The following is a 23,625-nucleotide window of genomic DNA, read 5'->3' as shown; positions in this document are numbered from 1 at the left end:
GTCACAGCTCGGGATGTGCAGTGCGGCGCACTGACGTCCCCCCGTCGCTTTGGTCCAGCCGAAAGGTGAGCTTCCGGGTCTCTGAGGGTCCCCCGGATTCTAGTCCGGCCGAAACGTGAGCTTCCGGAACTCATTCGGCGACCTGCAGGGCCGCCGCCAGGGCGAATTCCTGGGGCGTTCGCCACCCCAGGGCGGTGTGAGGACGGCTCTCGTTGTAGTGCCGCCGCCACGTCTCGATCTTGCTCTTCGCGTCGGCCAACGACAAGAACCAGTTCGCGTTCAAGCACTCGTCGCGCAAGCGGCCGTTGAACGACTCGACCAGCGCGTTGTCGGTCGGCTTGCCGGGCCGTGAGAAGTCCAACGTGACACCGTTCTCGTAGGCCCAGCGGTCGAGGACTTTCGAAACGAACTCAGGCCCGTTATCGACCTGTATCGCACGCGGTGCTCCACGTAGCAGTGCCAAGCGGCCGACGACAGGCACGACCTGCTCGCCCTTGATACCTTGGTCGACCTCGATCGCCAGGGCCTCGCGCGTGAACGCATCGACGACCGTCAGGGCCCGCAACCGGCGGCCGTCAAACAGCGCGTCGGAGACGAAGTCCATCGACCAGCGTTCATTCGGCCGGAGCGCAGCAGGCTGACGCTCACGGTGTGCCGCGCTGACGTGCCAGCGCGGCCGCTTGAGCCGCAGGCTCAGCCCCTCGTCCCGGTAGAGACGGTGAACCCTCTTGTGATTCACCCGCCAACCTTCCCGGCGCAGCAGGATGTAGATCCGGTAGTACCCGTAGCGCACCCGGCTCTTGGCCAGATCGCAGATGCGCATCCGCAGCGGTGCCTGATCGGGCTTGGTCGAGCAGTAGCGGACGCCCGACCGGCCGACGCCGAGCGCGGCGCAGCCGCGCCGCTCACTCACCCTGTGCGCCTCCTGAACCTGGTGCACGAGTTCGCGGCGCCGAGCAGGCGTCAGAGCTTTTTTGCGAGCACGTCCTGCAGGATGTGCTTGTCGAGGCTCAGATCGGCCACGAGCTGCTTGAGCTTGCGGTTCTCGTCTTCGAGCTGCTTCAGCTGCCGCAACTCGCCCGTGCCGAGGCCGCCGTAGAGCTTCTTCCAGCGGTAGAATGTCTGCTCGGAGATGCCCATCCGCCGCAGCACCTCCGCGACCGGTGTCCCGGTCTCGGCCTGCTTCAGTGCAAAGGCGATCTGCTCTTCGGTGAACCTGCTCTTCTTCACGGCTCTGCTCCTCCCCTCAGGGTCTCACGAAACCGGAAAACTCGCACTCACGCAGGACCAAAGCGATGGGGGGACGTCAGCCTACGACGAGACCCTGCCGCTGATCCGCCCGTTATTCGAGGCGGTGTTCGGAACGCCGCCGCAGGGGCAGGCGACGGCCACTGCCCCAGACCTACGCATCCTGCTCCGAATGGCGTCGGGCATGGGTTGGACGGTGCTGCCCGATTATCTCTGCGCCGAGGCCTTCGCGTCGGGCCTGCTGGTCCGGTTGCCGATGATGCGGCCGGGGCCAGACAACCGCCTCTATCTCGCCTGGAACCACGGCGCGCTGCGCCATCCCCGCGTCGTCCACGCCCGCGACCGGCTCATGGCGGCTCTGGCCTCAATCGATCGGACCGAGAGCACGCGCGATTCCCCGTGATCGACCGGCAACGTGCCGCCTGCCCGGGTCGAAACGCGCGCCTTCGCTCAGGCCGACAGGCCAGCCTTGGCCGCGCGCATGGGGGCGGAGCGCTCGCCGATTCCCGCGGTGAAGACGAGGGCGTCGAGACCACCCGGAGCGGCCATCAACGAGCCGGCTTCGCGCACGACGCGGTAGGCGAACAGGTCGAGGGCTTCCGTTTAAGCGGCGGCTCCCACGTCGTTCTCCTCCGGGCGCCGCCGCCTGTCTCGGCGTGCCCCCGCGCTGAGCCATGCCGCGCCGTCCGTGTTTCGGCCGCTTCCGGCAACTAATTGCTCGCTGGCGTGACGCCCGCCGGGTCTAATCCGTCTGCCCTCTGGCACCCGTGGAGGACGGACCCATGCAATTGCCCGATTCACCGCCTTTCGATCCCGACGCGGTTCCGACCGACGCGGTGCTCTCCCGCGGTGGGCGCGATCTGCGCCTGGTCTGGGGCAACGGCGAGGAGGCCGTGCTCCCGGCGGAGACCCTGCGCCTGCGCTGCCGCTGCGCCTGGTGCACCCGCGACCGGATCGAGGGGCGCTTCCCCGAGGCCTTCGACGCGGTGGCCGTCACCAAGCTCGATCCGCTCGGCGGCTACGCCGTGAATATCGGTTTCTCCGACGGGCATGCCCGCGGGATCTTTCCCTGGATCTACCTGCGCGATCTCAGCCGCGCGGCCTGAGCGCCCCCTCCCCGTCCCTGCCGATTTCCGCGCGCGGCCCCGGCCTGCGCCCGACCAGCGAGTGCCCGTCATGCGCGTCAGCAGCCCCGAGACCGAGATCATCGAGACCGACCTTCTGGTGATCGGCGGCGGCACCGGCGGCCCGATGGCCGCGATCAAGGCCAAGGAGGCCGATCCGAAGCTCCGCGTCGTCCTGATGGAGAAGGCGAACGTGAAGCGCTCGGGCGCGATCAGCATGGGCATGGACGGGCTGAACAATGCCGTCGTGCCGGGCTACGCGACGCCGGAGCAGTACGTGAAGGAGATCACGGTCGCCAACGACGGCATCGTGAACCAGAAGGCCGTGATGGCCTATGCGCAGGGCTCCTTCCCGATGATCCAGTACCTCGACAAGCTCGGGGTGAAATTCGAGAAGGACGGCTCGGGCGAATACAATATGCGCAAGGTCCACCATATGGGGACCTACGTGCTGCCGATGCCGGAAGGCCACAACGTCAAGAAGGTGCTCTACCGGCAATTGCGCCGCCTCCAGGTCGGCGTCACCAACCGCTACATGGCGACCCGCCTGCTCAAGGGGCCGGACGGGCGCATCGCCGGCGCGGTCGGCGTCAACACCCGCACCTCCGAGTTCCTGGTGGTGAAGGCCAAGGCCGTGGTGCTCGCCTGCGGCGCCGCCGGGCGGCTCGGCCTGCCGGCCTCCGGCTACCTGTTCGGCACCTACGAGAACGCGGCCAATTGCGGCGACGGCTACGCCATGGCCTACCACGCGGGCGCGCAGCTCGCGAACCTCGAATGCTACCAGATCAACCCCTTGATCAAGGACTATAACGGCCCCTCCTGCGCCTACGTCACCGGTCCTTTCGGCGGATACACGGCCAACAACAAGGGCCAACGCTTCATCGAGTGCGACTACTGGTCGGGTCAGATGATGCTCGAGTTCTGGCGCGAGCTGCAGGGCGGCAACGGCCCGGTCTTCCTCAAGATGGACCACCTGCGCGAGGAGACGATCTCGGAGATCGAGACCATCCTGCATACCAACGAGCGGCCCTCGCGCGGGCGCTTCCACGCGCGGCGGGGCACCGATTACCGGCATCGCCCGGTGGAGATGCACATCTCCGAGATCGGCTTCTGCTCCGGCCACTCCGCCTCGGGCGTCTTCGTCGACGAGAACGCCCGCACCACGGTGCCCGGCCTCTACGCCGTCGGCGACATGGCGAGCGTGCCGCACAACTACATGCTCGGCGCCTTCGTGAACGGCGGCATCGCCGGCGCGGACGCCGCCGCCTATTGCGCGGCGACAAGCCTCGCCGATTACGACGAGGGCGCCCTCCTCGCCGAGCAGGCGCGCGTGCTCGCCCCGACGCGCCGGGAGGACGGCCTCACCCCGCACGAGATGGAGTTCAAGACCCGCCGCCTCGTGAACGACTATCTGGAGCCGCCCAAGGTCACGGCCAAGATGGAACTCGGCCAGCGCCGCTTCGCGGAGATCCGCGACGACCTCGACCTGCTCTGCGCCCGCGATCCCCACGAGCTGCACCGTGCGCTGGAGATGCAGACCATCCTCGATTGCGCCGACATGGCGGCGGCGGCCTCGCTCTACCGCACCGAGAGCCGCTGGGGCTTCTACCACCTGCGCACGGATTTCCCCGAAACCGACAACGCCAACTGGAACTGCCACACCGTCCTGTTCAAGGACGATACGGGCCGCATGGCGAGCGCCAAGCGCGCCGTCGATCCCTTCATCGTGCCCGTCGCCGAGGCGGAGATGAGCGCCTACCACCAGCTCCGCATCAAGACGCCGGTCGCCGCGGAATAAGTCGCTAGCTTATCCGGAGATTTCCATGCCGATCATCACTCAGGCCAAGAGTGCCGCAGTCGTCATCGACGACGACAAGTGCATCGCCGAGAAGGGCTGCCGCGTCTGCGTCGATGTCTGCCCGCTCGACATCCTCGCCATCGATGAGGACAAGCAGAAGGCCTACATGAAGTACGACGAGTGCTGGTACTGCATGCCCTGCGAGGTCGACTGCCCGACGAACGCGGTGAAGGTCAACATTCCCTACCTGCTGCGTTGAGGTCGACCATGGCATCCCTGTTCGAAAGCTTCGATGACGACCTTGAGGATCTCGCCGAGCGCGCCGCCAGCCCCGATGCCGGCATCCGCCGCGTGGCGATGATGGAACTGGCCGAGGCGGTCGGCGCCGAGGCCAAGGTCCTGCTGCTCAAGGGGCTCGGCGACGACGATGCCACGGTGCGCGCCGCCGCCGCCAAGGCCCTGGACGAGCATGACGGGCCGGAGGTGGTCGAGGGACTGGTGCGTTCCCTCGAGGATGCGGATGCCGAGGTGCGCCGCACCGCCGCCGAGACGCTCTCCGAGAAGAAGGAGCCCGCCTGCGGCCCGCTGCTGATCGCGCGCGCGGAGCATGCCGATCCCTTCGTCCAGGCCGCGGCCCTGCGGGCGCTGCGCGAGCTGGTCCTGCCCGATGCGCTCGCCGCCGCCCTGAAGGCCCTGCGCAGCCCGAGCCCGGAGGTGCGCCGCGAAGGGCTCGGCGTGATCGGCTACCTCAAGGCCGAGGAGGCGCTGCCCGCCCTGATCGCCACGGCGCGGGATCCCGACGCCGGCGTGCGCCGGGCCACGATGTCGGCCCTGGTCTTCCTGCGCTCCGGCGGCCCCGGCGTCACGACGCTCCTGGCCGGCCTGCAGGACGAGAATTGGCAGGTGCGCGAGGAGGCCGCCCTCTCCATCGCCAAGAGCCGGCTGTCCGAGGCCGTCGAGCCGCTGATCGCCGCCATGGCCGATCCGGTCTGGCCGGTGAAGACCAAGGCGGCCCATGCGCTGGGCCGGATCGGCGCCTCCGCCGCCGTCGACGTGCTCGGTCAGGCCCTGGAGTCCGAGGTCAGCAACCTGCGCAAGGAGGCCGCCGCGGCGCTCGGCGAGATCGCCCATCCCCGGGCCCTCGCCTTCCTGGAGCGCGCGGCGGAGGATCCCGATCCCGACGTGCGCAAGCTGATCCGCTGGGCCATCGGCCGCTGCCAGGCGGAGGCCTGAGCCGGGCACGAGCCCGATCCGGCCAACTCGCCAGCATGATCCCTCTCGTCGGATCGGCGAAGTATCTCGGCGCGCGGGTCGCGCCGGCGCTGGCGCCCCTCGCGGCGGAGGGGCCCTGAAATGAAGCGGGACGGGGCTCCGCTAACCCCGTCCCGTCATGCTGGGGAGCGTTTGAAGATCAGCGTCCGGTCCGAGCCGCCGCCGCCCCGAACATGATCCTCAGGCGCATTTCCCGGAAGGCGCCCTCCGCCCCATCCTCCTCGGTCAAGAGCGAGACGATGACCGCGACGAAGAAGGACAGGGGCATGCTGATGAGGGCCGGGTTCTTCATCGGAACGAACCACCAGGCTTGCGAGACCTCGGCGAGGCTCCGCCCGAGCACGTCCACTTGGACCGTGGGCGAGAGGCAGATCAGCAGCAGCGAGGAGAACGTCCCGACCAGGATGCTGGCGACCGCCGCCGGGGTCGTGAACCGCTTCCAAGTGATGGACAGCAGCAGGGCGGGGAAGTTGGCCGCTGCGGCGACGGCGAAGGCCAGCCCGGCCATGAAGGCGACGTTCTGGCCCTCGAACACGATCCCGAGGAACACAGCCAGGACGGCAATGGCGACCGTCGCGATCCGGGCGACGGTGAGTTGCTCGCGCTCCGGCGCATGGCCGTTGCGGACGACGTTGACCCAGAGATCGTGGCAGACCGTGGCAACCCCGGAGAGCGTCAGCCCGGCGACGACCGCGAGCATCGTCGCGAAGGCGACCGCGCAGATGAACCCGAAGAACCCGTTGCCGCCGACCGTGAGGGCGAGGAGCGGGGCCGCCATGTTGCCGCCGCCGCCGGCCTTGATCACGGTCTCGGGCCCGACGAGGACCATGGCCCCGAAGCCGATCACGAAGACCAGAAGGTGGAACGAGCCGATGATGCCGGTGGCGTAGAGGATCGACATCCGGGCTTCCTTCACGTCGGGAACCGTGAAGGCGCGCATCAGGATGTGCGGCAGTGCCGCCGTTCCGAACATCAAGCCGACGCCCAGCGAGATCGCGTCCCATCCGCTTCCCGCGACCTTGGAGCCCGGCTGGAGCACGCGCTCGCCGTATTTGTCGGCGGCCGCCAAGAAGAGCCGCAGCGGGTTCATGTCGAAATGGGCGAGCACCAGGAGCGCCAGGACGAGCCCACCGAGGGAGAGAAGCACGGCCTTGATGACCTGAACCCAGGTGGTCGCCAGCATGCCGCCGAAGATCACGTAGGTGAGCATCGCCGTGCCGACCACGATGACCGAGGCGACATAGGGCAGGCCGAAGAGGAGTTTGATCAGCGAGCCCGTCGCGACCATCTGCGCGATCAGGTAGAGCAGGATGACGGTCAGCGTGCCGATGGCGGCGGCCATGCGCACCGGCCGCTGTCGCAGGCGGTAGGCGACGACGTCCGCAAAGGTGAACTTGCCCAGGTTGCGCAGCGGCTCGACGATCAGGAAGGAGATGATCGGCCAGCCGACGAGGAAGCCGATGGAATAGATCAACCCGTCGAAGCCGTTCGACGTGATGATGCCGGCGATTCCCAGGAGCGCGGCCGCGCTCAGGAAGTCCCCCGCGAGGGCCCAGCCGTTCTGCCACGCCGTAATCTGGCCCCCCGCGGCGAAGAACTGTTCCGTGGTGCGGGTTCGCCTGGCGGCCCAGTAGGTGATGCCGAGCGTCAGCGCCATGAAGACGAAGAAGAAGGTGACGGCCAGTGGATTGTTCGCTGCCTGCATGGTCCCCTCCTCAGTTCAGGATGCGGCGCACGGCCTGGTCGTAGAACCGGTTCGCCCAGACGACGTAGACGAGACAGAGCGCGAACGATCCGACGATGGTGCCCGCACCGAGCAGGATGCAGAGCGACAGGCCAGGCACCAGGATCGTCCCCATGATGGGCTTCGCGAACGCAAACATGCTCATGAAGCCAAAATACATCGCGATCATCACAACGCTCAGAACGAGCGCGACGCGAGATCTTGTTCGCGAGAGTCTTGCGAATTCTTCGTCTTTTTCGTGCAGGGCTATTCTGTCCGGTGAAAGCATGCTGCGCCTCCGTCAATCGGCGTGTGGTCCGGCGAAACCCTTCCCGGAGACCGAAGCCTCCGAAGCCAGGGCGGCGCGTCTCGAAGACGGGTCGTGCCCGCGCCCTCAGTGGCCGCCGCGGCGATGCGGTTCGGCCGCCCGCTCTCCGAGGCCGGGTTGTGCTGCGCCGGCCCCCGGGCCGAAGGCGTCCGGACCGTCGCCGCTGTCGGCGCCGTAGCCCAAGGTCTGGACGGCCGCGTCGAAGCTGACCGGCTCCCGCGGCGTGCGGTCGACGTTGAGTTGGAAAATATCGAAGCGGTTGTAGTAGCCGACCACGTCGTGAAACTGCTTGGGTTCCACGCAGGCGGAGACGTCGATATCGGCATAGACGATGGCCTCATCGCCCTGATGCGGCTCCACGACATGCGAGCCGGTGGGGTCCAAGACCATGGACACGCCCGCGGGGGTCCGCTCGACGATGTCGGCCAGCGATGTGTCACCGCCGCAGACCGCCTCCTTCGCCGCCGCGTCCAGGACCGCGGAGCAGACGATGTTGAACACCTTGGCCTCGAAGGCGTGGGCTCCGGCGCGGATCTCGATGGCCCGCTTCAGATCGTAGGCCGCGCTCTCCCCCGGCGGCCGGGTCGGCCAAGCTGGCGGATAGGTCGAGATATGGACCTGCTCGCCCTGCGCCATCAGCGCGTATCGGGCCAGCGGATTGGTGTTCTCCCCGCAGATGAGCATGCCGATCCGGCCGATCTCCGTGGGCGTCACCCGCAGACCTCGGGCATCTCCGTTTGCCCAGACGAGCTTCTCGTAGAAGGTCGGCACGAGCTTGCGGTGGTGATTGAGGATAGCGCCGTTTCGCCCGATCAGGACGTTCGCGTTCCACAGGCAGCCGACGCTGGCCTCGGTGCTCTCGCTGAAGCCGAGCGAGACAAGGACGCCATGGCGCCGGGCGGCCGCACGTACCGCGCCGATCTCCGGCCCGTCGAGGCGGACGGACTGGGCCGCCAGGCGCTTGAACAGGTCGTGGTTGTGGATCGGGGCCCGGAGGGCCACCCAGAGGGGGAAGCCCGGCATGTAGCCCTCGGGGAACACCACGAGACCGGCACCCGCGCGCGCCGCCTCGCCGATCAGGGCCACCGCCTTCTCGGCCGTGGCAGCACTGTCCAGGAAGACCGGGGCAACGTGGCAGGCGGCAGCCTTGAACTGCGGATACGGTACGGACATCGACGCGGCTCCAGATCGGGATGCCGCATTTGCAGCAGAGGCCGCCGAGGCCGCGAAGGCGGAAAATCCGCAACGGCCCCTGCAATCCTGCCGTCCCATGCTCAAAATCGGTTCAAGTAATCTGCCTCTTGCGTGAACAGGTCGGCCAGGAAGCGCGTCACCGCCCGGATACGCCCGACATGCTCGATGTCTTCGTGGACACCGAGATAAAGCTCGCGGCGTACGACGATATCCTCGGGCAAAACCGGTACGAGGGCCGGGTTGGTCTTTGCCGAGAAAAGCGGCAGCAGGGCGATTCCTGCCCCCGTCGCGACGGCGGTCTGCTGGGCCGCCATGCTGGTCGACCGGAAGACCACGTTCGTCGGCTTCAGGACCTCGAGCAGCCAATGCACCGGCTCGATGGCGACGAGGTCGTCGACATAGTCCACGAAGTCGTGGTCCTGGAGGTCGGCGCGCGACGCGGGTCGGCCGCGTCGGGCGAGGTAGGGTTCCGAGGCGAACAGGGCCAGGCGAAACTCGCCGACCCGCCTTACCTTGAGCCGCGGACCCTGAGGAGGCACAAAGGACACCGAGATGTCGGCCTCGCGTTTGGTCAAATTGATCAGATGCCGCTCGGTGACGAGTTCGACGACGAGGCCCGGCATGGTCGCGGCGAACTCGGCGAACTTGGCCGACAGGTAGAACGCGGCGATGCCTTCCATGCTGGCGACCCGCACCCGGCCGGCGGGCTGGGTGCTACCGGGCAGGCCGAGGGCCTCGGGCACGGAGAACATCTTCTGCTCGATGGCTTCCGCGATCACGAAGAGCTTGTGGCCGCCCTCGGTCAGCAGGAAGCCGTCCGAGCAGCGCTGGAAGAGCTTCGTGTCGAGGCTCCGTTCCAACTCGGCGATGCGACGGCTGACTGTCGTGTTGTCGACCTTGAGCCGGCGGGCGGCCGGCATCAGCCGGCCATGCCGTGCCAGCTCAAGGAAAAAGGTAAGGTCGTTCCAGTCGAACATCGGGTGCGCCGGTGCGAAGCACGGCCAGAATCTATTCCCTCTGTTTCCACGGTGGAAGCAATGACTTGGCGGCGGGGAGCCACGAACCCCCTCCCCCTGCTGCCTGGAGGCGCGCTGGCGAGTTCCAGCGGGATTCTGCCGGATCACCCTGTCGCTCTGAGGAGCGGGACGGCCCGTGCGCGCTGCGCGTCTTGGACCTCGTTCCGTCCGGCCTTGACCGATCCCAGACCTCCGGCGCCGGGTTTGATCGACACAGCCCGCGACCCTTCGCGGCTGCGACAAGCATCCCAAAAGAGGTTCACGGCGTCCCAACACTCTTGTTGAGGGAGATATGTTTCGCGCGCGGCATAGTCAGTCGCACGAAGGGCTTTTAAGCGCTCGGCCTGAAGTATCGTCTCATCGTTGTGGAGGCTCTCTGCCGTTGAGGCGCGAACAGGCAGGGGGATCTGGTGATCGCGAGGGGATATTTGCGCTTCGGGCTGCACGTCCTGTTGGCATCGACGATGCTCGCGGGCGTCCGCATCGCCCCGGCGAGCGCGCAGCAGGCGGGCGGCCTCGATCTCGCGACCTTTCCCTATTTTCCGCAGCGATCCTCTCCCGGGGCGCCGGGGGATCCTTACGGCTCTCTCATCGATCGTCCCTCCTTGGCGGCCGGCACGCCGAACGCCACCCTCCTCGAATTCAACGCGAACTGGGGCAACCGCGCCATCGGTCAGGGGGCCGCTCTCACCGCCACCGAGACGCGCAACGGCATGCCGGTCGACGGCCTCACCGGCCGCGGAGTCACCGTGGCCGTGATCGACTCGGGCATCGATGCCAGGTTTCAGACGGCCAACCCCGCCGAGGGCTTCTCCGGCGTCCACCCCGAGTTTCTGAATCGCCTCGACATCCGCAGCAGGGCATTCATCGAGAACGAAGGGTCGTCGCTGGACATCTTCGACCGCGACGGACACGGCACCCATGTGGCCGGGACGGTCGGCGCGGCTCGCGACGGCGTCGGCATGATGGGCGTCGCGCCGGAGGCGAACCTGCTGGTCCTGAAGGGGATCGGCGCCAAAACGGAGACGGCGTCCTTCGATTCGACGAGCGCCCTCGTCTACGCGGCGAGCCTTCCGGACGTCCGCGTCGTCAACGGCAGCTACGGGCCGATGATTCCGAAGGGCTCGACCATCTGGAACACCGAGCAGGGTGGAGCGTCCCTCGATCGAGAGTACCGAGCGGTCTACGCCGCGTTGGCGGCGGGCAAGGTGCTCGTCTACGCGAACGGCAACGACGGCATCGACTCTCCGATCCAGGCGCGCAATCCCTCCGGCGTGCCACTGTTTCCGTTCATCCGTCCCGCAAATGCGCGGTCAGGCGTCTACAACGACGCAGGCAAGAACTACGATTTCTCCGCGCTCGCGAGCCTCCCGGGCAGCATCGTGGCGGTCGCCAATCTCGATGCGAGTCTGACGATTTCTCCGAACTCGAACCGGTGCGGCGTCACGGCGCGCTGGTGCGTCTCGGCTCCGGGCGGTGGCGAGGGTTCGGGAGCCGAAGGCATCCTCTCGGCCTATCCGCGGACCCTTCCCGGCCTGCCGGGCCTGCCCGCCGGGACGAACTACGTCTACGAGGCCGGGACATCCATGGCCGCCCCGCATGTCGCCGGCGCGCTGGCGGTGCTGTTCCAGGCCTACCCGACCTACCTCGCCCTCGACATCGTAAGGCTGCTCTTCGCCACCGCCCAGGATCTCGGCGCGAAAGGCATCGACGATGTCTACGGGCATGGCCTGATCCGACTCGACCGCGCGCTGAGCGCGCCGCTGATCGATCCGAACGCCGCCGCGAACAGCGAGAGCCTCGGTGCGGGCGAGACGCGCTACTGGTCGGCACCGTTCACGGCGGCGGGCAGCCTCGTGGTGACGGGCGCGAGTCGCGAGCCGGGCAACGGCAGCGAACTGGTGGTCGCCGGCCGCACCACGGTGCGGGGCGCCGTGCGGGCCGAGAGCGTCGACATCGAGGTCGACGGCACGCTGACCACCCCCCATCTCACGATCGCGACCAACGCCTCCCTCAGCGGCGAGGGCGACATCTTCGGCAATGTCGATGTTCGGGGCCTCTTCAGCCCTGGCTCCGGCAATTCCGGCGACCTTGTGATCCACGGCAACCTCAGCATGGCCAAGGGCTCCGCGTTCCTGGCCTTTCTCGACGGCTCGGACCACGAGGAGGCCGGGATCGGCTACAGCCTGGCGGTCGTCACCGGCGTAGGCAACACCTTCACCGCCGGCGGCCACCTCGTGTTCGACATGGTCGGCATGCCGGCCGGCACCGTGGTCGTCCCGCTCGGAAGCAAGATCCCCGTCGTCCTGGCCGAGAACGGCGCACGCATTCTCGGCCGCTTCGAGAGCATCGAGGTCACGTCCGAGAACGGCGCAACCGGTCTTCCCGACGCCTCGCGCATCGATCTCCTGTATCGGCCTGACGCCATTGTCGGCGCGGTCACGCCGGCGGCCTATGCGCGCCTGGAAGCGAACGGTGTCGCGATGACCGGGCGCCAGCGGGCGGTCGGGGGGGCCCTCGACCGCGCCCGTGGTGCTCCGGGCGATCCGATGTCCGAACGGGCGCTCGACCTCTTCGATCCGCTGTTCGATCTCTCCGCGCAGGCGCTGCCGAGGGCCTTCGATCAGCTCTCGGGCGCGGGCAGCAGCGCTTCCGCGCAAGCGTCCGTGGAGGATGCCCGCCGGTTCGGCGGGGTCATCGGACAGCGCCTCGCCGCCGTGAGGGGCGGTACGGCGGGGGTGCAAGCGGGCTTCGCCCCCAATCTCGGCACCGTCGAGAGCGGGACCGGTGGCCTCTTCGTATCGCCGACGAACCTTCTTCCGACCCGCTTCGCGGCCCTCGACGGCGAGGCCGCCGCGGGCCTCGCCCCGATCCAGAGGGCCGGCGCGGGCGTCTGGGGGCTCGGGTTCGGCAGCGGCTTCCGGATCGGCCAGGATGCCTCGGGCCCCGGCCTGCGGGCGCAGGGTGGCGGCATCGCGTTGGGCGTCGATCGCGCCGTCGATGCGGAGTTCGTCCTCGGCGGAGCCTTCGGCTATGCGCGCTCCGGCGTGTCCTCAGCCGGCGTCAGGGGCAACGCAGACACCTATCTCGGCGCCGCCTATCTCGGCTTCCAGCGAGGCGGCCTCGAGGTCGATGCCAGCGCCGGCCTTGCCTATGCGATCCTCGACACGGTCCGTACCTTCCAGCCCTTCGGCACGCCGCTGACGGCGCGCCAGAAGGCGGATGGGCTCGGCGCCCTCGCCTCGGTCGAAACCGGGTACCGTGTCGCGATCCCGACGTCGGCGGGGCGCCTCGACGTCAAGCCGCTCGTCGGCTTCGCCTATCACGACCTGCATCGGGGCGCCTTCACGGAGACGGGCCGCTTCGGCCTCGGTTTCGCGGCCCAGACCTTCGGCCGGGCGACCACGCTCGTCGGCGCGAGGACCGGGCTCGACCTCGTCGGCGCGGATGGCCTCAGGTTTCGGCCGGAGCTTCGCATCGGCTGGACGCACGATCTCCTGCAAGCGTCTCCTTTCGGGACCGCGGCGCTGCTCGACCAACCTTTTCTCGCCCGTGACGCCCGGCCCGGCCGCGACGGGGCGCTGATCGAGGCGAGCCTCAGCGTCTGGTCGAGCGAGAGCGTGAGCGTTTTCGCCGGGTTCCGGGGCGAGTACCGGGCGCAGGGGGCCAGCCATCAGGGCCATGCGGGGCTGAGGCTCGCATGGTGAGAACGGCGATCTTGGCGGCGGGGCGGCGAACGCAAATCCGCCCCTCAAGGCCCGCCGCGGATTCGCCGGGCGCGGCTGTCAAAACAGCTCGATCATCGATGTCTCGGTGTCCTGCAGCCGGGTACCGAGCGCTTTGGCGTCCGTCTCGCGCTGGACCTGTGACACGTAGCGGGCACGGACCGCCTCCAGCAGGCTATCCGGCTGGATCGGATGGGAGAGCTCGAAGCCTTCCAGCGACTGCCTGAGCGCGTCCAGCAGGCCGTGCAGCATGCGCACCGCCTCGCCCACCGCCTCGATCTGCTGCCGGACCACGTCTTGGAACTGGACTTGGCCGAAGACCATAAGCACCTGCTCGCCGACCTGCCCGCTCAGCGCCTCGATCTCCGTGAACTCGGCCTGCGCCATGCCGGCGACGGCCCGCGTGGTGCGCTCGGCGATGCCGTTGAGATCGGCCATCAGCGTCTGGATGCGCGTCTCTTCCGCCTGCGTGCGCTCGGCGTCGCGGGCCGCGACCACGACGCCTTCGATCGTCTGCTGGACGGCCGCGACTTGGCGTCGTGCCTGCGCGATGGCCTCCTGAGAGCCCTGGGCCAGGGCCTGGAGTTCGCGGGCGATGACCTGAAAGCCGATGCCGTGGCTGCCGGCACGGGTCGCCTCGATATTCGCGTTGAGGGCGAGCATGCGCGTGGATGCGCCGACCTTCTCCAGACCCGCGGTCAGCGCATCGAGGTTGCGCATCTGCTCGCCGACGCTGCAGATGGAATCGCGTTCCGCGCGGGTGCTCTCGAGGCGGTCGCGCAGATAGGCGTTGAGAGTGCCGGCAAGGGCACGCAGCGCCGCGTCGCCATCCTCGGCGAGGCCGACCATGCCGTCGCGTGTCCGGGCGACGCAGGCGGCACTGCGGGCCTGCGCCGCGTCGAGGGTCTGAAGGGCCGCGATGATGTCGCCGGCCGCCGTTTCCGTCTGGGTGACGACGCTGTGCAGCTGCTGCTCGGTCACGCTGAAGAAGGGATCGAGCTGCGCGAGCGTGGCGGCGGCCTCGGTCATCCCGCCGGAAGGCGCGGTCGGAGCCGTGGCGTCCCGTGCCGCCTCCGGCGGAGCGGAGGGAGCCGCCGGCGCTTCCTCGGCCCGCGGCGGCGCACGATCGTCACGCTGCAGAAGCCGCACGGCCAGGCCGCCGCAGCCCGCATAGGCCACCCCATGAAGAAGGTACCATGGCTGCACGACATCAAGGAGCGAGAGCACGGTGCCTGCGGCCATGCCTGCGGCCCCTCCGAGCAGGAGCGCCTTCTGTTCGAACCGGTCCAGGGGGAGGATGTCTGCGATCTGCATCGGGGCATGAGCCATGGAAAGGGGAACTGGCGTGGCAGCCCGAGACGCCGATCCGAGCTTGCGGCGTTGCATGCGCCGGGTCCGAGGTGGCCCGGCGGGAAATCAGGCGGCGCGTGGCTGGACGGCGGGCGCGACCTGCTTGATGACCTGCAGGAGCTTGTCGGGCTGGACGGGCTTCACCAGCCAGCCGGTCGCGCCGGCCTTGCGGGCCTCGTCGCGCTTCTCCTGCTGCGACTCCGTCGTCAGCACGAGCATCGGCACGAAGCGGGTGGGAGCGAGCTTGCGCAGCTCCTGGATCAGCTGCACGCCGTTGATGCCCGGCATGTGGAAGTCGGTGATGACGAGGCCGGGCACCAGGCCCGCCCGCACCTTGGCCAGCGCGGCCTCGCCATGGGCGGCCTGCTCCGTGGCGTAGCCGGACCGGGCGAGAATGCCGGCCATGCTCGACAGGATCGTCGGAGAATCATCGACAAGTAGGATCGTACTCATAAGACTCAACCCCTGATCAGAATTCCGGAGGACGGCCCTTTTTCGTTGAGAGGGCAGATTCGACAGTGAGTTCGCGTACAACGATGACTCAAACGAAGAATATGATTCTTTGGTAATCAGTTCGTTTCGTCGTTGTGTGCGGCTATTTTTTACTATAAGAGATAATCCTGCGGATCACATTTTCACAGAGTAGTTCAAAATCTTCAACAGAACGTGTTTTTGGTTTGAAATATTTGACGGGTCGCTGGTGTCCGAAGGCTTCGGCCAGGGCGATGTCGGACCGGATCCCGGCGAGCAGGCGCTCCCGGCCGAACCGGGTGCCGAGCTGCTCCAGGACCTCCCGCTGCATAGTCACCCGCAGATCGAGCTGGACGGGCAGGATCGACAGGCCCTGGAGGTCGGCATTCAGGGTGGTGGCGACCTGGAAGAAGGAACGCGCGAACTGGCTGACGCCGTCGATGGCGAGGTGGTGCAGGGTGGTGGGGACGAGGACATGGTGCGCGCTGGCGAGCGCGCTCACGAGCAGCGCGTCGGCGGTGGGCGCGGTATCGATCAGGATCACCTGATACATCTCGGCGAGCGGCTGGAGCGCCAGGGCGAGGCAGAGGGGCGGGATCGGGGCGGACACGCCCTCGAAGCCGCGATCGGCCGGCAGGATGTCGATGTTGGGATAGGCGGTCGTGCGGATACTTCCGGCAAGGGGCGCCCCGATGCCCCGGAACACGTCGTGCACCGTCGGCTGGCCGGGGGCCGCCTTCACGCCGAAGCCGAGACCGGCATGGCCCTGGCTGTCGAGATCGACCACGAGCACGCGGCAGCCACGATCACCGAGCGCGGCGGCGAGATTGACCGTGGTCGTCGTCTTCGCCGTCCCGCCCTTGCGGTTGGAGACGGCGATCACCCGCCCGCTCATCCCACGCGCTCTCCCCTCGGTGCCTCCGCCCGCGGCAGCCCGTCCAGACAGGCCGCGGCCGCGGGATCGGCCGGGCAGCCGCGGATCGTGGGGGCGGCCGCCATCAGCACCTGGAGGACGGCGGTGTGGGCCTGTTCGAGGCCGGAGAGATCGACGACGGGATCCGCCGCCCCGCGCAAGACGTCGAGCAGCCGCTCGGCCTCCTCGATGGGGCAATGCCCGGTGAGCAGAACGCAATCGTCGCGAAGGTCGAGGGGCATCAGACGAGGTCCGGCAGGTTGAGGATGAGGAGGACGCGGCCATCGCCGAGGAGCGCCGTGCCCGAGAAGCCCGAGAGCCCGGCGAGCAGCCCCTCCAGGGGGCGCACGATCACTTCCATCCGCTCGCGGAAGCCGTCGACGAGGATCCCGACCCGGTCCCGCCCGACCCGGACCACCATCACGGCCTCCTCCTCCGGCGGTTCGTCGTCCGCAGGCGGCAGGCCGAGGCTGTCGGCGAGCCGCACGAGGGGGATCACCGCGTCGCGCAGGACGAAGGTCTCACGCTGCTTGATGCGGTGGATCTGGGCATGGGGAACCTTCACCGTCTCGGCCACGGATTCCATGACCACCCCGAACTGCTGACCGCGCACCGCGATGGTCACGATGCGCGTCACGGCCATGGTGAGCGGCAGCTGCACGGTCACGCAGGTTCCCGCACCGACCCGGCTGGTCAGCCAGACATCGCCGCCCGCCTTGCGCACGGCGGAGCGGACCACGTCCATGCCGACGCCCCGGCCCGACAGGTCCGAGACCTCCTCCTTGGTGGAGAAGCCGGCGGCGAAGACGAGGTTGATCGCCTCCTCCGGGCTCATCTGCGCCGCCTGCTCGGCGGAGATCAGGCCGCTGCGCAGGGCTTTCTCGCGCACCGCCTGCGGGTCGATGCCCCGGCCGTCGTCGGAGACCTCGATGATGACGTTGTCGTTCTCCTGGCGCGCGGTGAGGCGCAGGGTGCCCTGGGCCGGCTTGCCCGACGCCCGCCGAGCTTCGGGGGATTCGATGCCGTGGTCCAGGCTGTTGCGGACCATGTGGATGAGCGGGTCGGCCAGACTTTCCAGCACGGTCTTGTCGGCCTCGGTGTCCTCGCCCTGGATGACGAGCGCGACCTCCTTGCCGAGCTTACGCGAGATGTCCCGGACGAGCCGCGGGAAGCGCTGGAAGACCTGGCTCACCGGCATCATGCGGATCGCCATCACGCCGACCTGCAGGCTTTGGGCGATGCGGTCGATGAAGGCGTATTGCTCCTTGATTTCCCGCCCGAGCTGGCGCGAGCCCGAGACCTGCTCGACCCGCTCGGCGAGATAGGCGAGGCCGTTCTTGGCCACCGTCAGCTCGGCGACGAAGTTCATCAGCGCATCGACCTTGCCCTGTTCCACCCGCAGCATGCGGGCCGGTGCCCGGTTCTCCTCGCCGGGCTTCGGCTCCGCCGGGCCGCGGGCGGGAGGCACGGGGTCCGCAGGCGGGCGTTCCGGTGCGGCGATGGCGATCGGCACCGGTGCAGACCGGTCGGCCTGCGCCTCGCGGGCGAGCAGGGCTTCGGCGAGCCGGGGTCCGTCGCCGCCATGCGCGGCGAGGGCTTGGCGCAGCTGCGTCGCCCGATCGGGGGCGAGATGCGGGAGGCAGCGTTCGACGACAAGACGCACGGCCTCGAGCCGGCCTTCCGCGACGCCGTCGTCGGTGATCACGCCGAGAAGTTCGGCCTGGGCGATCAGGATCTCCTCGGCCACCCGGCGCAGCCCCGAGGGTGCCCCCGCTCCGGGGGCGAGAGGCGGCACTGCGTCATCCTCTTCCGCCGGTATCGGGCGGCCGCCCGCGACCGCCTCGACGAGGCGCAGGAGAAGACCGGCTTCCTCCGAGGAGGCGAGAATGGCGATCCAGCGCAGGGCAGAGGCCTGCCGGCTGCCGGAGCCGACGATCCGCAGGAGCGCGGCGGCCGCGGCGGCGAGGCCGTCCCGATCGTCGGCGGCGAGGGAGCGCCGCGCCCCGGCGGCGAAGTCGCCGAAGACCTCGGATCCGTCCTGCGGTCCCGTCAGCGCGATCAGATCGCCCGGCCGGATGGTGGCCACGCTGGTCTGGTCGCTGACGTATCGAAGATGATCGGCGACCGCCTCTGCGGGGGCCGTGGAGAGCGCCTCGAAGCGCAGGACGCACAGGAAGGGGTCGAAGGTCTCGATCGGCGGGAAAGGTTGGCGCGCCACCACGCGCAGACGGACCAATCCGGGCGAGAAGGAGACGAGATGGGCCGGGTCGTCGCCGCGGAAGAAGCAGGCCTCGTCCGGCTCGTAGCTCCAGGCGGTGAGCGCTCTGCCGGCCGCCGCGCGGTAGGCCTCGCGCAGCGATTCCTCCGGCCAGCCGGCGATCCAGGCCGGCGGCGCATGCGGCGCGGAATCCGCACCCGCCGTCCCCTGCGAGGCGGGGGCCTCGAGCCAGCGGCGCAGGGCGGCGACGCGCTCCGCCATCACCCCCTCCGCGTCCTCCGGCAGCCGCTCGCGGCTCTCGAGGGCGTCGATCCAGTGGCCGACGAGGTCGAGGCTGTCGAGCAGCCCGTCGACGATCTCCGGCTCCAGGGCGAGGGCGCCGGCCCGGACCTCGACGAGCAGATCCTCCGCCGCGTGGACGAGGGCGGTGAGGGGGGCCACGTCGAACAGCCCGGAGGTGCCCTTCAGGGTGTGCACCGCCCGGAAGATGTCGTTCAGCGCGTCGGCGTCCTGCGCCTTCTCGAGCTGCAGCATGCCGCTGCCGGCGACCTCGAGGAGCTCCCGCGCCTCGGGGATGAACTGGGCGAGCAGGGCGTTCTTCACGACGCGGCTCCGGCCATCACGCGCGCGGCCTCCGCCAGCACCTGCGGCTGGACCGGCTTGACGAGGTAGAGATTGGCCCCGGCCGCGTAGGCGCGGGCCCGGTCCTGCGGCTCGCTCTCCGTCGAGATCATCAGAGCGGGCACGCCCCGCAGCTCGGGGGTGACGCGGCCCTGGCGCAGGAAGGCGTAGCCGTCCATCTTGGGCATGTTCACGTCGACCACGAGCAGGTCGAAGCTCTGCGCGATGGCCTTCTCCAGGCCCTCGAAGCCGTTCACCGCCTCCTCGACGGTGAAGCCCGCCTCTTCCAGGACGTCGCGGTAATACATGCGGACGGTCGTGGCATCGTCCACGACAAGGACACGCGCCATCTCAGGCCTCCGCGTCGAAGGGTTTCTGGTAGACGATCGCCTCCGCGAACTTGCGGATGGCGAACAGCGACGAGATCCGGCTCATCGATTCCGAATGGCCGAGGCAGACGAAGCCGCCGGGCCTGAGGGCCTCGAAGATCGTCTGGGCGGCGTCGCGCCGCGAGGCGTCGTCGAAGTAGATGAGCAGGTTGCGGCAGAACACGACGTCGAAGCCGCGGAACTGCCGGGTCGACAGCGGGTCGGACAGGTTGACCTGGTGGAAGGCGATCGAGTCCCGGATGTCGGGGAGCACCTCGTAGGCGCCGCGCACCCGCCGGGTGAACCGGTCCAGCGTGGCCTTCGGCACGTGCTGCACGGCGCGCTCCCCGTAGAGGCCGCGCCGGGCCTGCTCGATCACCGTGGTGTCGATGTCGGAGGCGACGATCTCGATGTCGTAGCGGTCGACCTCGGCCCAGTTGTCCAGCAGCTGGAAGGCGATGGAATAGGGCTCCTCCCCGGTGGAGCAGGGAACCGACCAGATCCGCACCGGCGCGCCCGGCCGCTTGGCGCGCACGACCTCGGGGAGGATCGAGCGGATCAGGCAGTGGAACTGGTATTCCTCGCGGTAGAAATAGGTCTCGTTGACCGTCATCAGGTTGACGAGCGCCTGGAACTCGGCGCCGCTCGCCTGGAAGCGGAGCGTGTTGAAGTAGTCGCGGAAGGCGACCTGCCCGGTCGCCAGCATCCGTTCCTGCAGGCGCTTGTCCACGAAGTAGCGCTTGTTGTCGCCGAACATGATGCCGGTCTTGCGGTAGAAGAAGTCGCGGAAGCGCGTGAAGTCGCTCTCGGAGACGTCGGGGTTGTGGGCGGCGGGCAGCGCGCTCATCGGCACCGGGCCCGTCAGGCGATGCGGCGCTGGGCGGCCTTGGCCGCGAAGCGCAGGAAGGGCTCGTCGGGGAAGCGCGCCACCACCGCCTCGATCTCCGGGATCATCTCCGGCGTGCCGATCTCGGCGAGGACGTCGAGGGCGGCGGCGCAGACATTCACGTGCGGGTCGCGGGCGAGGGCGCGCAGGGCGAGGGTGGCCGCCTGCGGATGGCGCAGGGACACGAGCACGTTGACGGCGAAGATGCGCCGGTCGCTGTCGGGATGGTCGAGGCCGCGCTCCAGGGCGCCGAGCATCCCCGCCTCCATCATCTGCAGGGTCTCGATCGCGGCGTTGCGCAGCCAGACGTCCTCGCTGCCGAGCAGGCCGAACAGATGCTCGGCCGCCTCCGCCGTGCCGATCCGCCCGAGGGCCGCGAGGATCGCCTCGCGCACGCTGGTCTCGGGCTCGCGGGCGAGCTGCGCGGCCAGGGCGTCGATGGCGCCGACGGTGTCGGGATCGGCGGCGAGGCGGCGGGCGGCCTCGCGCCGCACCGCCGCCGCGGGGGCGCCGAGGGCCGCGCGGGGATCCGGGAGGTCGTCCGCCGGAGCGGGGGCGGCGATGCGGCGGACAAGGGCCATGGCGACCTCAGGACACCCAGCTGACGAGCTGGGTCGGAATGGAACGGGCCGGGAGCGTGAGCGTCGCGCCCCCGCGGCGGATGAGCTCGGCCGGCATGCCGAACACGACGGCGCTCGATTCCGCCTCGGCGATGGTGCGGCCGCCGGCGGCGTGCAGCTCGCTCATCGCCGCGGCGCCGTCGTCGCCCATGCCGGTGAGCTCGACGGCGACGAGGCCCTGGGGGGGCAGCACCGCCAGGGCGGAGCGCACCAGGCGGTCGACGCTCGGATGCCAGCGCAGGGCCGGGTCGCTCGGCAGCGAGGCGACCACGAGCCGCCCGAGCCGGCGCTCGATCACCACGTCGGAATCGCCCTGGCCGATATAGACGTGGCCCGGGGCGAGGGGCACCGGCGTGGTCACCTCGCGGACGGTGAGGGCGCAGATCCGGTCGAGGCGCTGGGCGAAGGGGCCGGTGAAGGAGCCCGGCATGTGCTGGGCGATCACCACGGGCCAGGGCAGGTCCGCCGGCAGCTCGGGCAGGATGTCCTCCAGGGTGCGGGGCCCCCCGGTGGAGACGCCGATCAGGATGCAGCCCTCCGGCCGCCGGGCCGCCGGCGCGCGGCGCGGCTGGGGCGGCGGGGCCTGCCGGGTGCGGCGCATGCGGTCGAGCAGCCCGTGGGCGCGCCGCGGCTTCGCCCGGGCGGCGACGCGGACCTTGTCCACCATCGCCTCGCGGATGGTGCCGATGTTGAGCGAGACCGTGCCCCCCGGCTTCTCGACATAATCGACCGCGCCGAGCTGCATCGCCTCCAGGGTCACCGCGGCGCTCTCGCTGGTCAGGGAGGAGACCATGACCACCGGACGGGGCGTCTCGGCCATGATCTCGCTGAGGCAGGTCAGGCCGTCCATCTCCGGCATGTTGATGTCGAGGGTGACGACGTCGGGATCGAACAGGGCGACCTGTTCGAGGGCGTCGCGCCCGTTGCGGGCGGTCCGCACCTCGGAGAAGCCGCTTTCCTCGAAGATCATGCGCAGGAATTTGCGCATCAGGGCCGAGTCGTCGACGATCAGGAGCTTGGTCATCGGGGCAACGGGGTCGGGTTGTCGTCCGGGTCCGGCCGCCGCGCCTCGCGGCGCGGCGGCTTCGGGGCACGCCGCCTCAGGCGGCGCGGCGCAGGTCGGCGACTTCGCGCCGGTTCAGGAGCCGGTCGACGTTCAGCATCAGGATGATGCGCTTGGCCTCGGCGAGGTTGGCGATGCGCTCGATGGCGCTGCCCTCGTCCTGGGCGAGGTCCGGCGCCGGGGCGATCGCCGAGCGGGGGATCCTCAGCACCTCCGAGACCGAGTCGACGATGAAGCCCGTGCGCACGTTCTCGATCATGAACACCATGATCCGCTGGCGGTCGTTGCGCTCGGTGTCCGGCAGCTGGAAGCGGCGGCGCTGGTCCACCACCGGCAGCACCGCCCCGCGCAGGTTGACCACGCCCTCGATGAAGCGGGGCGTGCGCGGCACGCGGGTGAGCTGCTCGGGCACCCGCACGATCTCGTGCACCGCGTCGATCGACACGCCGTATTCCTCGTCGGCGAGGCGGAAGACCACGAACTGCTCCTCCTCGTCGGCCGACACCGTCCCGTCCGTCCGCATGTCCCGCATCGTCTCCTCCTTCCCGGCCGTGTCGCCCATGGTCAGGGCCGCGCTGTCGAACAGGCGCTCCGCCGACAGGATCGAGACGAGGCGGCGGCCCTGGTCGATCCGGCAGATCGCCTCGATCTCGCGCAGGCCCCCCGAGCCCGAGAGCAGGTCCGGAAGCGGGTCCACGATCCCGCGGGCCACGCGCAGCACCTCCTTGACCGTGTCGGTCACGATCCCGACCGAGCCGTCGGCGGCGCCGTTCCAGGACACCACGACGATGCGGCTCTGCTCGCTCAGGCCCGTCTCGGCGAGGCCGAACAGCTGGCGCAGGCTCACCAGGGGCAGCAGGCGCTCGCGCAGGGTGATCACGCCGATGACGTGGCGCGGCGCGTTGGGCACGGCGCTCACGATCTCCGGCACCTGCACGATCTCCTGAACGTGCTCGATCGGCAGGGCGTATTCCTGGCCCGCGAGCTCGAAGGACACGAGCTGGATCTCGTCGGAGGTGCCGCCGGCCTCGGCCTCGCCGCGGGAGCTGGAGAGCGGGCCGGCTTCCGCCAGCAGCTCCGCCCGCGGCCCGGCGACGACGGCGCGGGCGCCGCCGCTGCGCTGCAGCAGGCGGGCGGGGTCGATGATCATGACCATGCCGCTCTCGCGCTTGATCACCCCCGACAGCATGTCGGTGTCGACGCTGCCGCCGAGGCTCTCGGTGCCCTCGATCTCGCCGAGCTCGGCGGTGACCACGCTCGCCATGCGGTCGACGACGAAGCCGAAGGGCGTGCCCTGGCTGACGACGACGACGCGGGTGGCGTCGTCATGCGGGCGGTCGGCCAGGGCGAACAGGCGGCGCAGGCTGGCGATGGGCAGGACCGAGCCGCGCAGGTTGGCGAGCCCGGCCAGGCAGGTGGGGGCGAGGGGCACGTCGACCATCTCGGGCAGCCGGATGATCTCCTGCACCTCGGCGAGCGGGACGGCGTAGGTCTCGCGCTCGATATGGAAGGTCACGAATTGCCGGACGTTCTGGCCGGTCTGGGCCGCGGCGCCCTCGCGCTCCGCGGTCTCGGGCTGGGCTGAGCTGGACATCGGATTCCCTCGATCCCGCTGCGCGGTCCGCGGACCGGCCGGTGCTCGCTGTGACGGGGGCCCGAAGGCGGTGCCCGGGGCCACCGCCTTCTC

21 protein-coding genes and 2 pseudogenes are annotated in these 23,625 nt (G+C 69.4%); 6 read left to right on the top strand and 17 right to left on the bottom strand.

Annotation, left to right across the window (positions count from 1 at the left end; genetic code table 11):
- Positions 1 to 130: 130 nt before the first annotated feature.
- Both MMB17_RS19070 and MMB17_RS19065 read right to left on the bottom strand, forming a co-directional pair.
- Positions 131 to 1,111 carry an IS3 family transposase gene (locus tag MMB17_RS19070; protein WP_241102239.1) on the bottom strand — a complete coding sequence of 327 codons (981 nt, stop codon included), beginning with the start codon at positions 1,109 to 1,111 and terminating at the stop codon, positions 131 to 133.
- Positions 1,078 to 1,230: pseudogene (locus MMB17_RS19065) on the bottom strand (transposase); the annotation flags it as partial. The pseudogene MMB17_RS19065 and the gene MMB17_RS19070, both read right to left, overlap by 34 nt.
- Between MMB17_RS19065 and MMB17_RS19060 the strand changes: the two are divergent.
- Positions 1,211 to 1,651, top strand: a complete 441-nt coding sequence (locus MMB17_RS19060) for a LysR substrate-binding domain-containing protein (RefSeq protein WP_241099925.1) — start codon at positions 1,211 to 1,213, stop codon at positions 1,649 to 1,651. The pseudogene MMB17_RS19065 and the gene MMB17_RS19060 overlap by 20 nt on opposite strands.
- A 47-nt stretch (positions 1,652 to 1,698) precedes the next feature.
- Here the strand turns inward: MMB17_RS19060 and MMB17_RS19055 are convergent.
- Positions 1,699 to 1,848: pseudogene (locus MMB17_RS19055) on the bottom strand (acetate/propionate family kinase); the annotation flags it as partial.
- A 182-nt stretch (positions 1,849 to 2,030) separates the two neighbouring features.
- Here MMB17_RS19055 and MMB17_RS19050 point away from each other — a divergent pair.
- From MMB17_RS19050 to MMB17_RS19035, 4 genes are all read left to right on the top strand, one after another.
- A complete protein-coding gene (locus MMB17_RS19050; protein WP_241099924.1) occupies positions 2,031 to 2,354 on the top strand; it encodes a DUF971 domain-containing protein in 324 nt (107 codons plus the stop codon).
- Between the two features lie 70 nt (positions 2,355 to 2,424).
- On the top strand, positions 2,425 to 4,170 hold the full coding sequence (locus MMB17_RS19045) for a fumarate reductase/succinate dehydrogenase flavoprotein subunit (RefSeq protein ID WP_241099923.1): 1,746 nt from the start codon (positions 2,425 to 2,427) through the stop codon (positions 4,168 to 4,170).
- Between the two features lie 25 nt (positions 4,171 to 4,195).
- Positions 4,196 to 4,429, top strand: coding sequence for a 4Fe-4S dicluster domain-containing protein (locus MMB17_RS19040; protein ID WP_238311446.1), 234 nt, complete (start codon positions 4,196 to 4,198; stop codon positions 4,427 to 4,429).
- Between the two features lie 8 nt (positions 4,430 to 4,437).
- Positions 4,438 to 5,403 (top strand): HEAT repeat domain-containing protein, encoded by a 966-nt coding sequence (locus tag MMB17_RS19035; RefSeq protein ID WP_241099922.1) that lies wholly within the window; start codon positions 4,438 to 4,440, stop codon positions 5,401 to 5,403.
- Between the two features lie 178 nt (positions 5,404 to 5,581).
- Here MMB17_RS19035 and MMB17_RS19030 read toward each other — a convergent pair whose 3' ends face one another.
- The 4 genes from MMB17_RS19030 to MMB17_RS19015 form a co-directional block, all read right to left on the bottom strand.
- On the bottom strand, positions 5,582 to 7,147 hold the full coding sequence (locus MMB17_RS19030; protein WP_241099921.1) for a sodium:solute symporter family transporter: 1,566 nt from the start codon (positions 7,145 to 7,147) through the stop codon (positions 5,582 to 5,584).
- A gap of 10 nt (positions 7,148 to 7,157) precedes the next feature.
- Entirely contained in the window at positions 7,158 to 7,454 is a 297-nt protein-coding gene (locus MMB17_RS19025; RefSeq protein WP_241099920.1) for a DUF485 domain-containing protein, read from the bottom strand.
- Between the two features lie 105 nt (positions 7,455 to 7,559).
- Complete coding sequence (locus MMB17_RS19020; RefSeq protein WP_241099919.1) at positions 7,560 to 8,666, bottom strand: carbon-nitrogen hydrolase family protein; 1,107 nt, start codon at positions 8,664 to 8,666, stop codon at positions 7,560 to 7,562.
- 101 nt (positions 8,667 to 8,767) lie between these two features.
- The gene (locus tag MMB17_RS19015; RefSeq protein WP_238311451.1) at positions 8,768 to 9,664 is read right to left on the bottom strand and encodes a LysR family transcriptional regulator; all 897 of its coding nucleotides are present in this window, start codon (positions 9,662 to 9,664) and stop codon (positions 8,768 to 8,770) included.
- Between the two features lie 503 nt (positions 9,665 to 10,167).
- Between MMB17_RS19015 and MMB17_RS19010 the strand changes: the two genes are divergently transcribed.
- Positions 10,168 to 13,410, top strand: coding sequence for a S8 family peptidase (locus tag MMB17_RS19010; protein ID WP_241099918.1), 3,243 nt, complete (start codon positions 10,168 to 10,170; stop codon positions 13,408 to 13,410).
- Between the two features lie 78 nt (positions 13,411 to 13,488).
- Here MMB17_RS19010 and MMB17_RS19005 read toward each other — a convergent pair whose 3' ends face one another.
- The 10 genes from MMB17_RS19005 to MMB17_RS18960 form a co-directional block, all read right to left on the bottom strand.
- Positions 13,489 to 14,670, bottom strand: a complete 1,182-nt coding sequence (locus MMB17_RS19005) for a methyl-accepting chemotaxis protein (protein WP_241099917.1) — start codon at positions 14,668 to 14,670, stop codon at positions 13,489 to 13,491.
- 174 nt (positions 14,671 to 14,844) lie between these two features.
- Positions 14,845 to 15,183 (bottom strand): response regulator, encoded by a 339-nt coding sequence (locus MMB17_RS19000; RefSeq protein ID WP_238311454.1) that lies wholly within the window; start codon positions 15,181 to 15,183, stop codon positions 14,845 to 14,847.
- A 190-nt stretch (positions 15,184 to 15,373) separates the two neighbouring features.
- On the bottom strand, positions 15,374 to 16,144 hold the full coding sequence (locus MMB17_RS18995; protein WP_241099916.1) for a ParA family protein: 771 nt from the start codon (positions 16,142 to 16,144) through the stop codon (positions 15,374 to 15,376).
- Positions 16,141 to 16,404: a hypothetical protein gene (locus MMB17_RS18990; RefSeq protein WP_238311456.1), complete on the bottom strand. Its 264-nt coding sequence runs from the start codon at positions 16,402 to 16,404 to the stop codon at positions 16,141 to 16,143. Before MMB17_RS18990 ends, MMB17_RS18995 begins: the two co-directional genes overlap by 4 nt.
- Positions 16,404 to 18,983 (bottom strand): chemotaxis protein CheA, encoded by a 2,580-nt coding sequence (locus MMB17_RS18985; protein WP_241099915.1) that lies wholly within the window; start codon positions 18,981 to 18,983, stop codon positions 16,404 to 16,406. Before MMB17_RS18985 ends, MMB17_RS18990 begins: the two co-directional genes overlap by 1 nt.
- Positions 18,980 to 19,351, bottom strand: coding sequence for a response regulator (locus MMB17_RS18980; RefSeq protein ID WP_238311458.1), 372 nt, complete (start codon positions 19,349 to 19,351; stop codon positions 18,980 to 18,982). The genes MMB17_RS18985 and MMB17_RS18980 overlap by 4 nt, the downstream gene beginning before the upstream one ends.
- A gap of 1 nt (position 19,352) precedes the next feature.
- Positions 19,353 to 20,216 (bottom strand): CheR family methyltransferase, encoded by an 864-nt coding sequence (locus MMB17_RS18975; protein WP_238311459.1) that lies wholly within the window; start codon positions 20,214 to 20,216, stop codon positions 19,353 to 19,355.
- Between the two features lie 14 nt (positions 20,217 to 20,230).
- Positions 20,231 to 20,836 carry a HEAT repeat domain-containing protein gene (locus MMB17_RS18970; RefSeq protein WP_238311460.1) on the bottom strand — a complete coding sequence of 202 codons (606 nt, stop codon included), beginning with the start codon at positions 20,834 to 20,836 and terminating at the stop codon, positions 20,231 to 20,233.
- Between the two features lie 7 nt (positions 20,837 to 20,843).
- Positions 20,844 to 21,899, bottom strand: coding sequence for a chemotaxis-specific protein-glutamate methyltransferase CheB (gene cheB, locus MMB17_RS18965; protein ID WP_241099914.1), 1,056 nt, complete (start codon positions 21,897 to 21,899; stop codon positions 20,844 to 20,846).
- Positions 21,900 to 21,975: 76 nt separating this feature from the next.
- Positions 21,976 to 23,532 (bottom strand): chemotaxis protein CheW, encoded by a 1,557-nt coding sequence (locus MMB17_RS18960; RefSeq protein WP_241099913.1) that lies wholly within the window; start codon positions 23,530 to 23,532, stop codon positions 21,976 to 21,978.
- Positions 23,533 to 23,625 lie beyond the last annotated feature (93 nt).

This window comes from Methylobacterium organophilum (assembly GCF_022533465.1).
Taxonomy (GTDB): Bacteria; Pseudomonadota; Alphaproteobacteria; order Rhizobiales; family Beijerinckiaceae; genus Methylobacterium; species Methylobacterium organophilum.
This window is presented reverse-complemented; position numbering and strand designations above follow the sequence as displayed.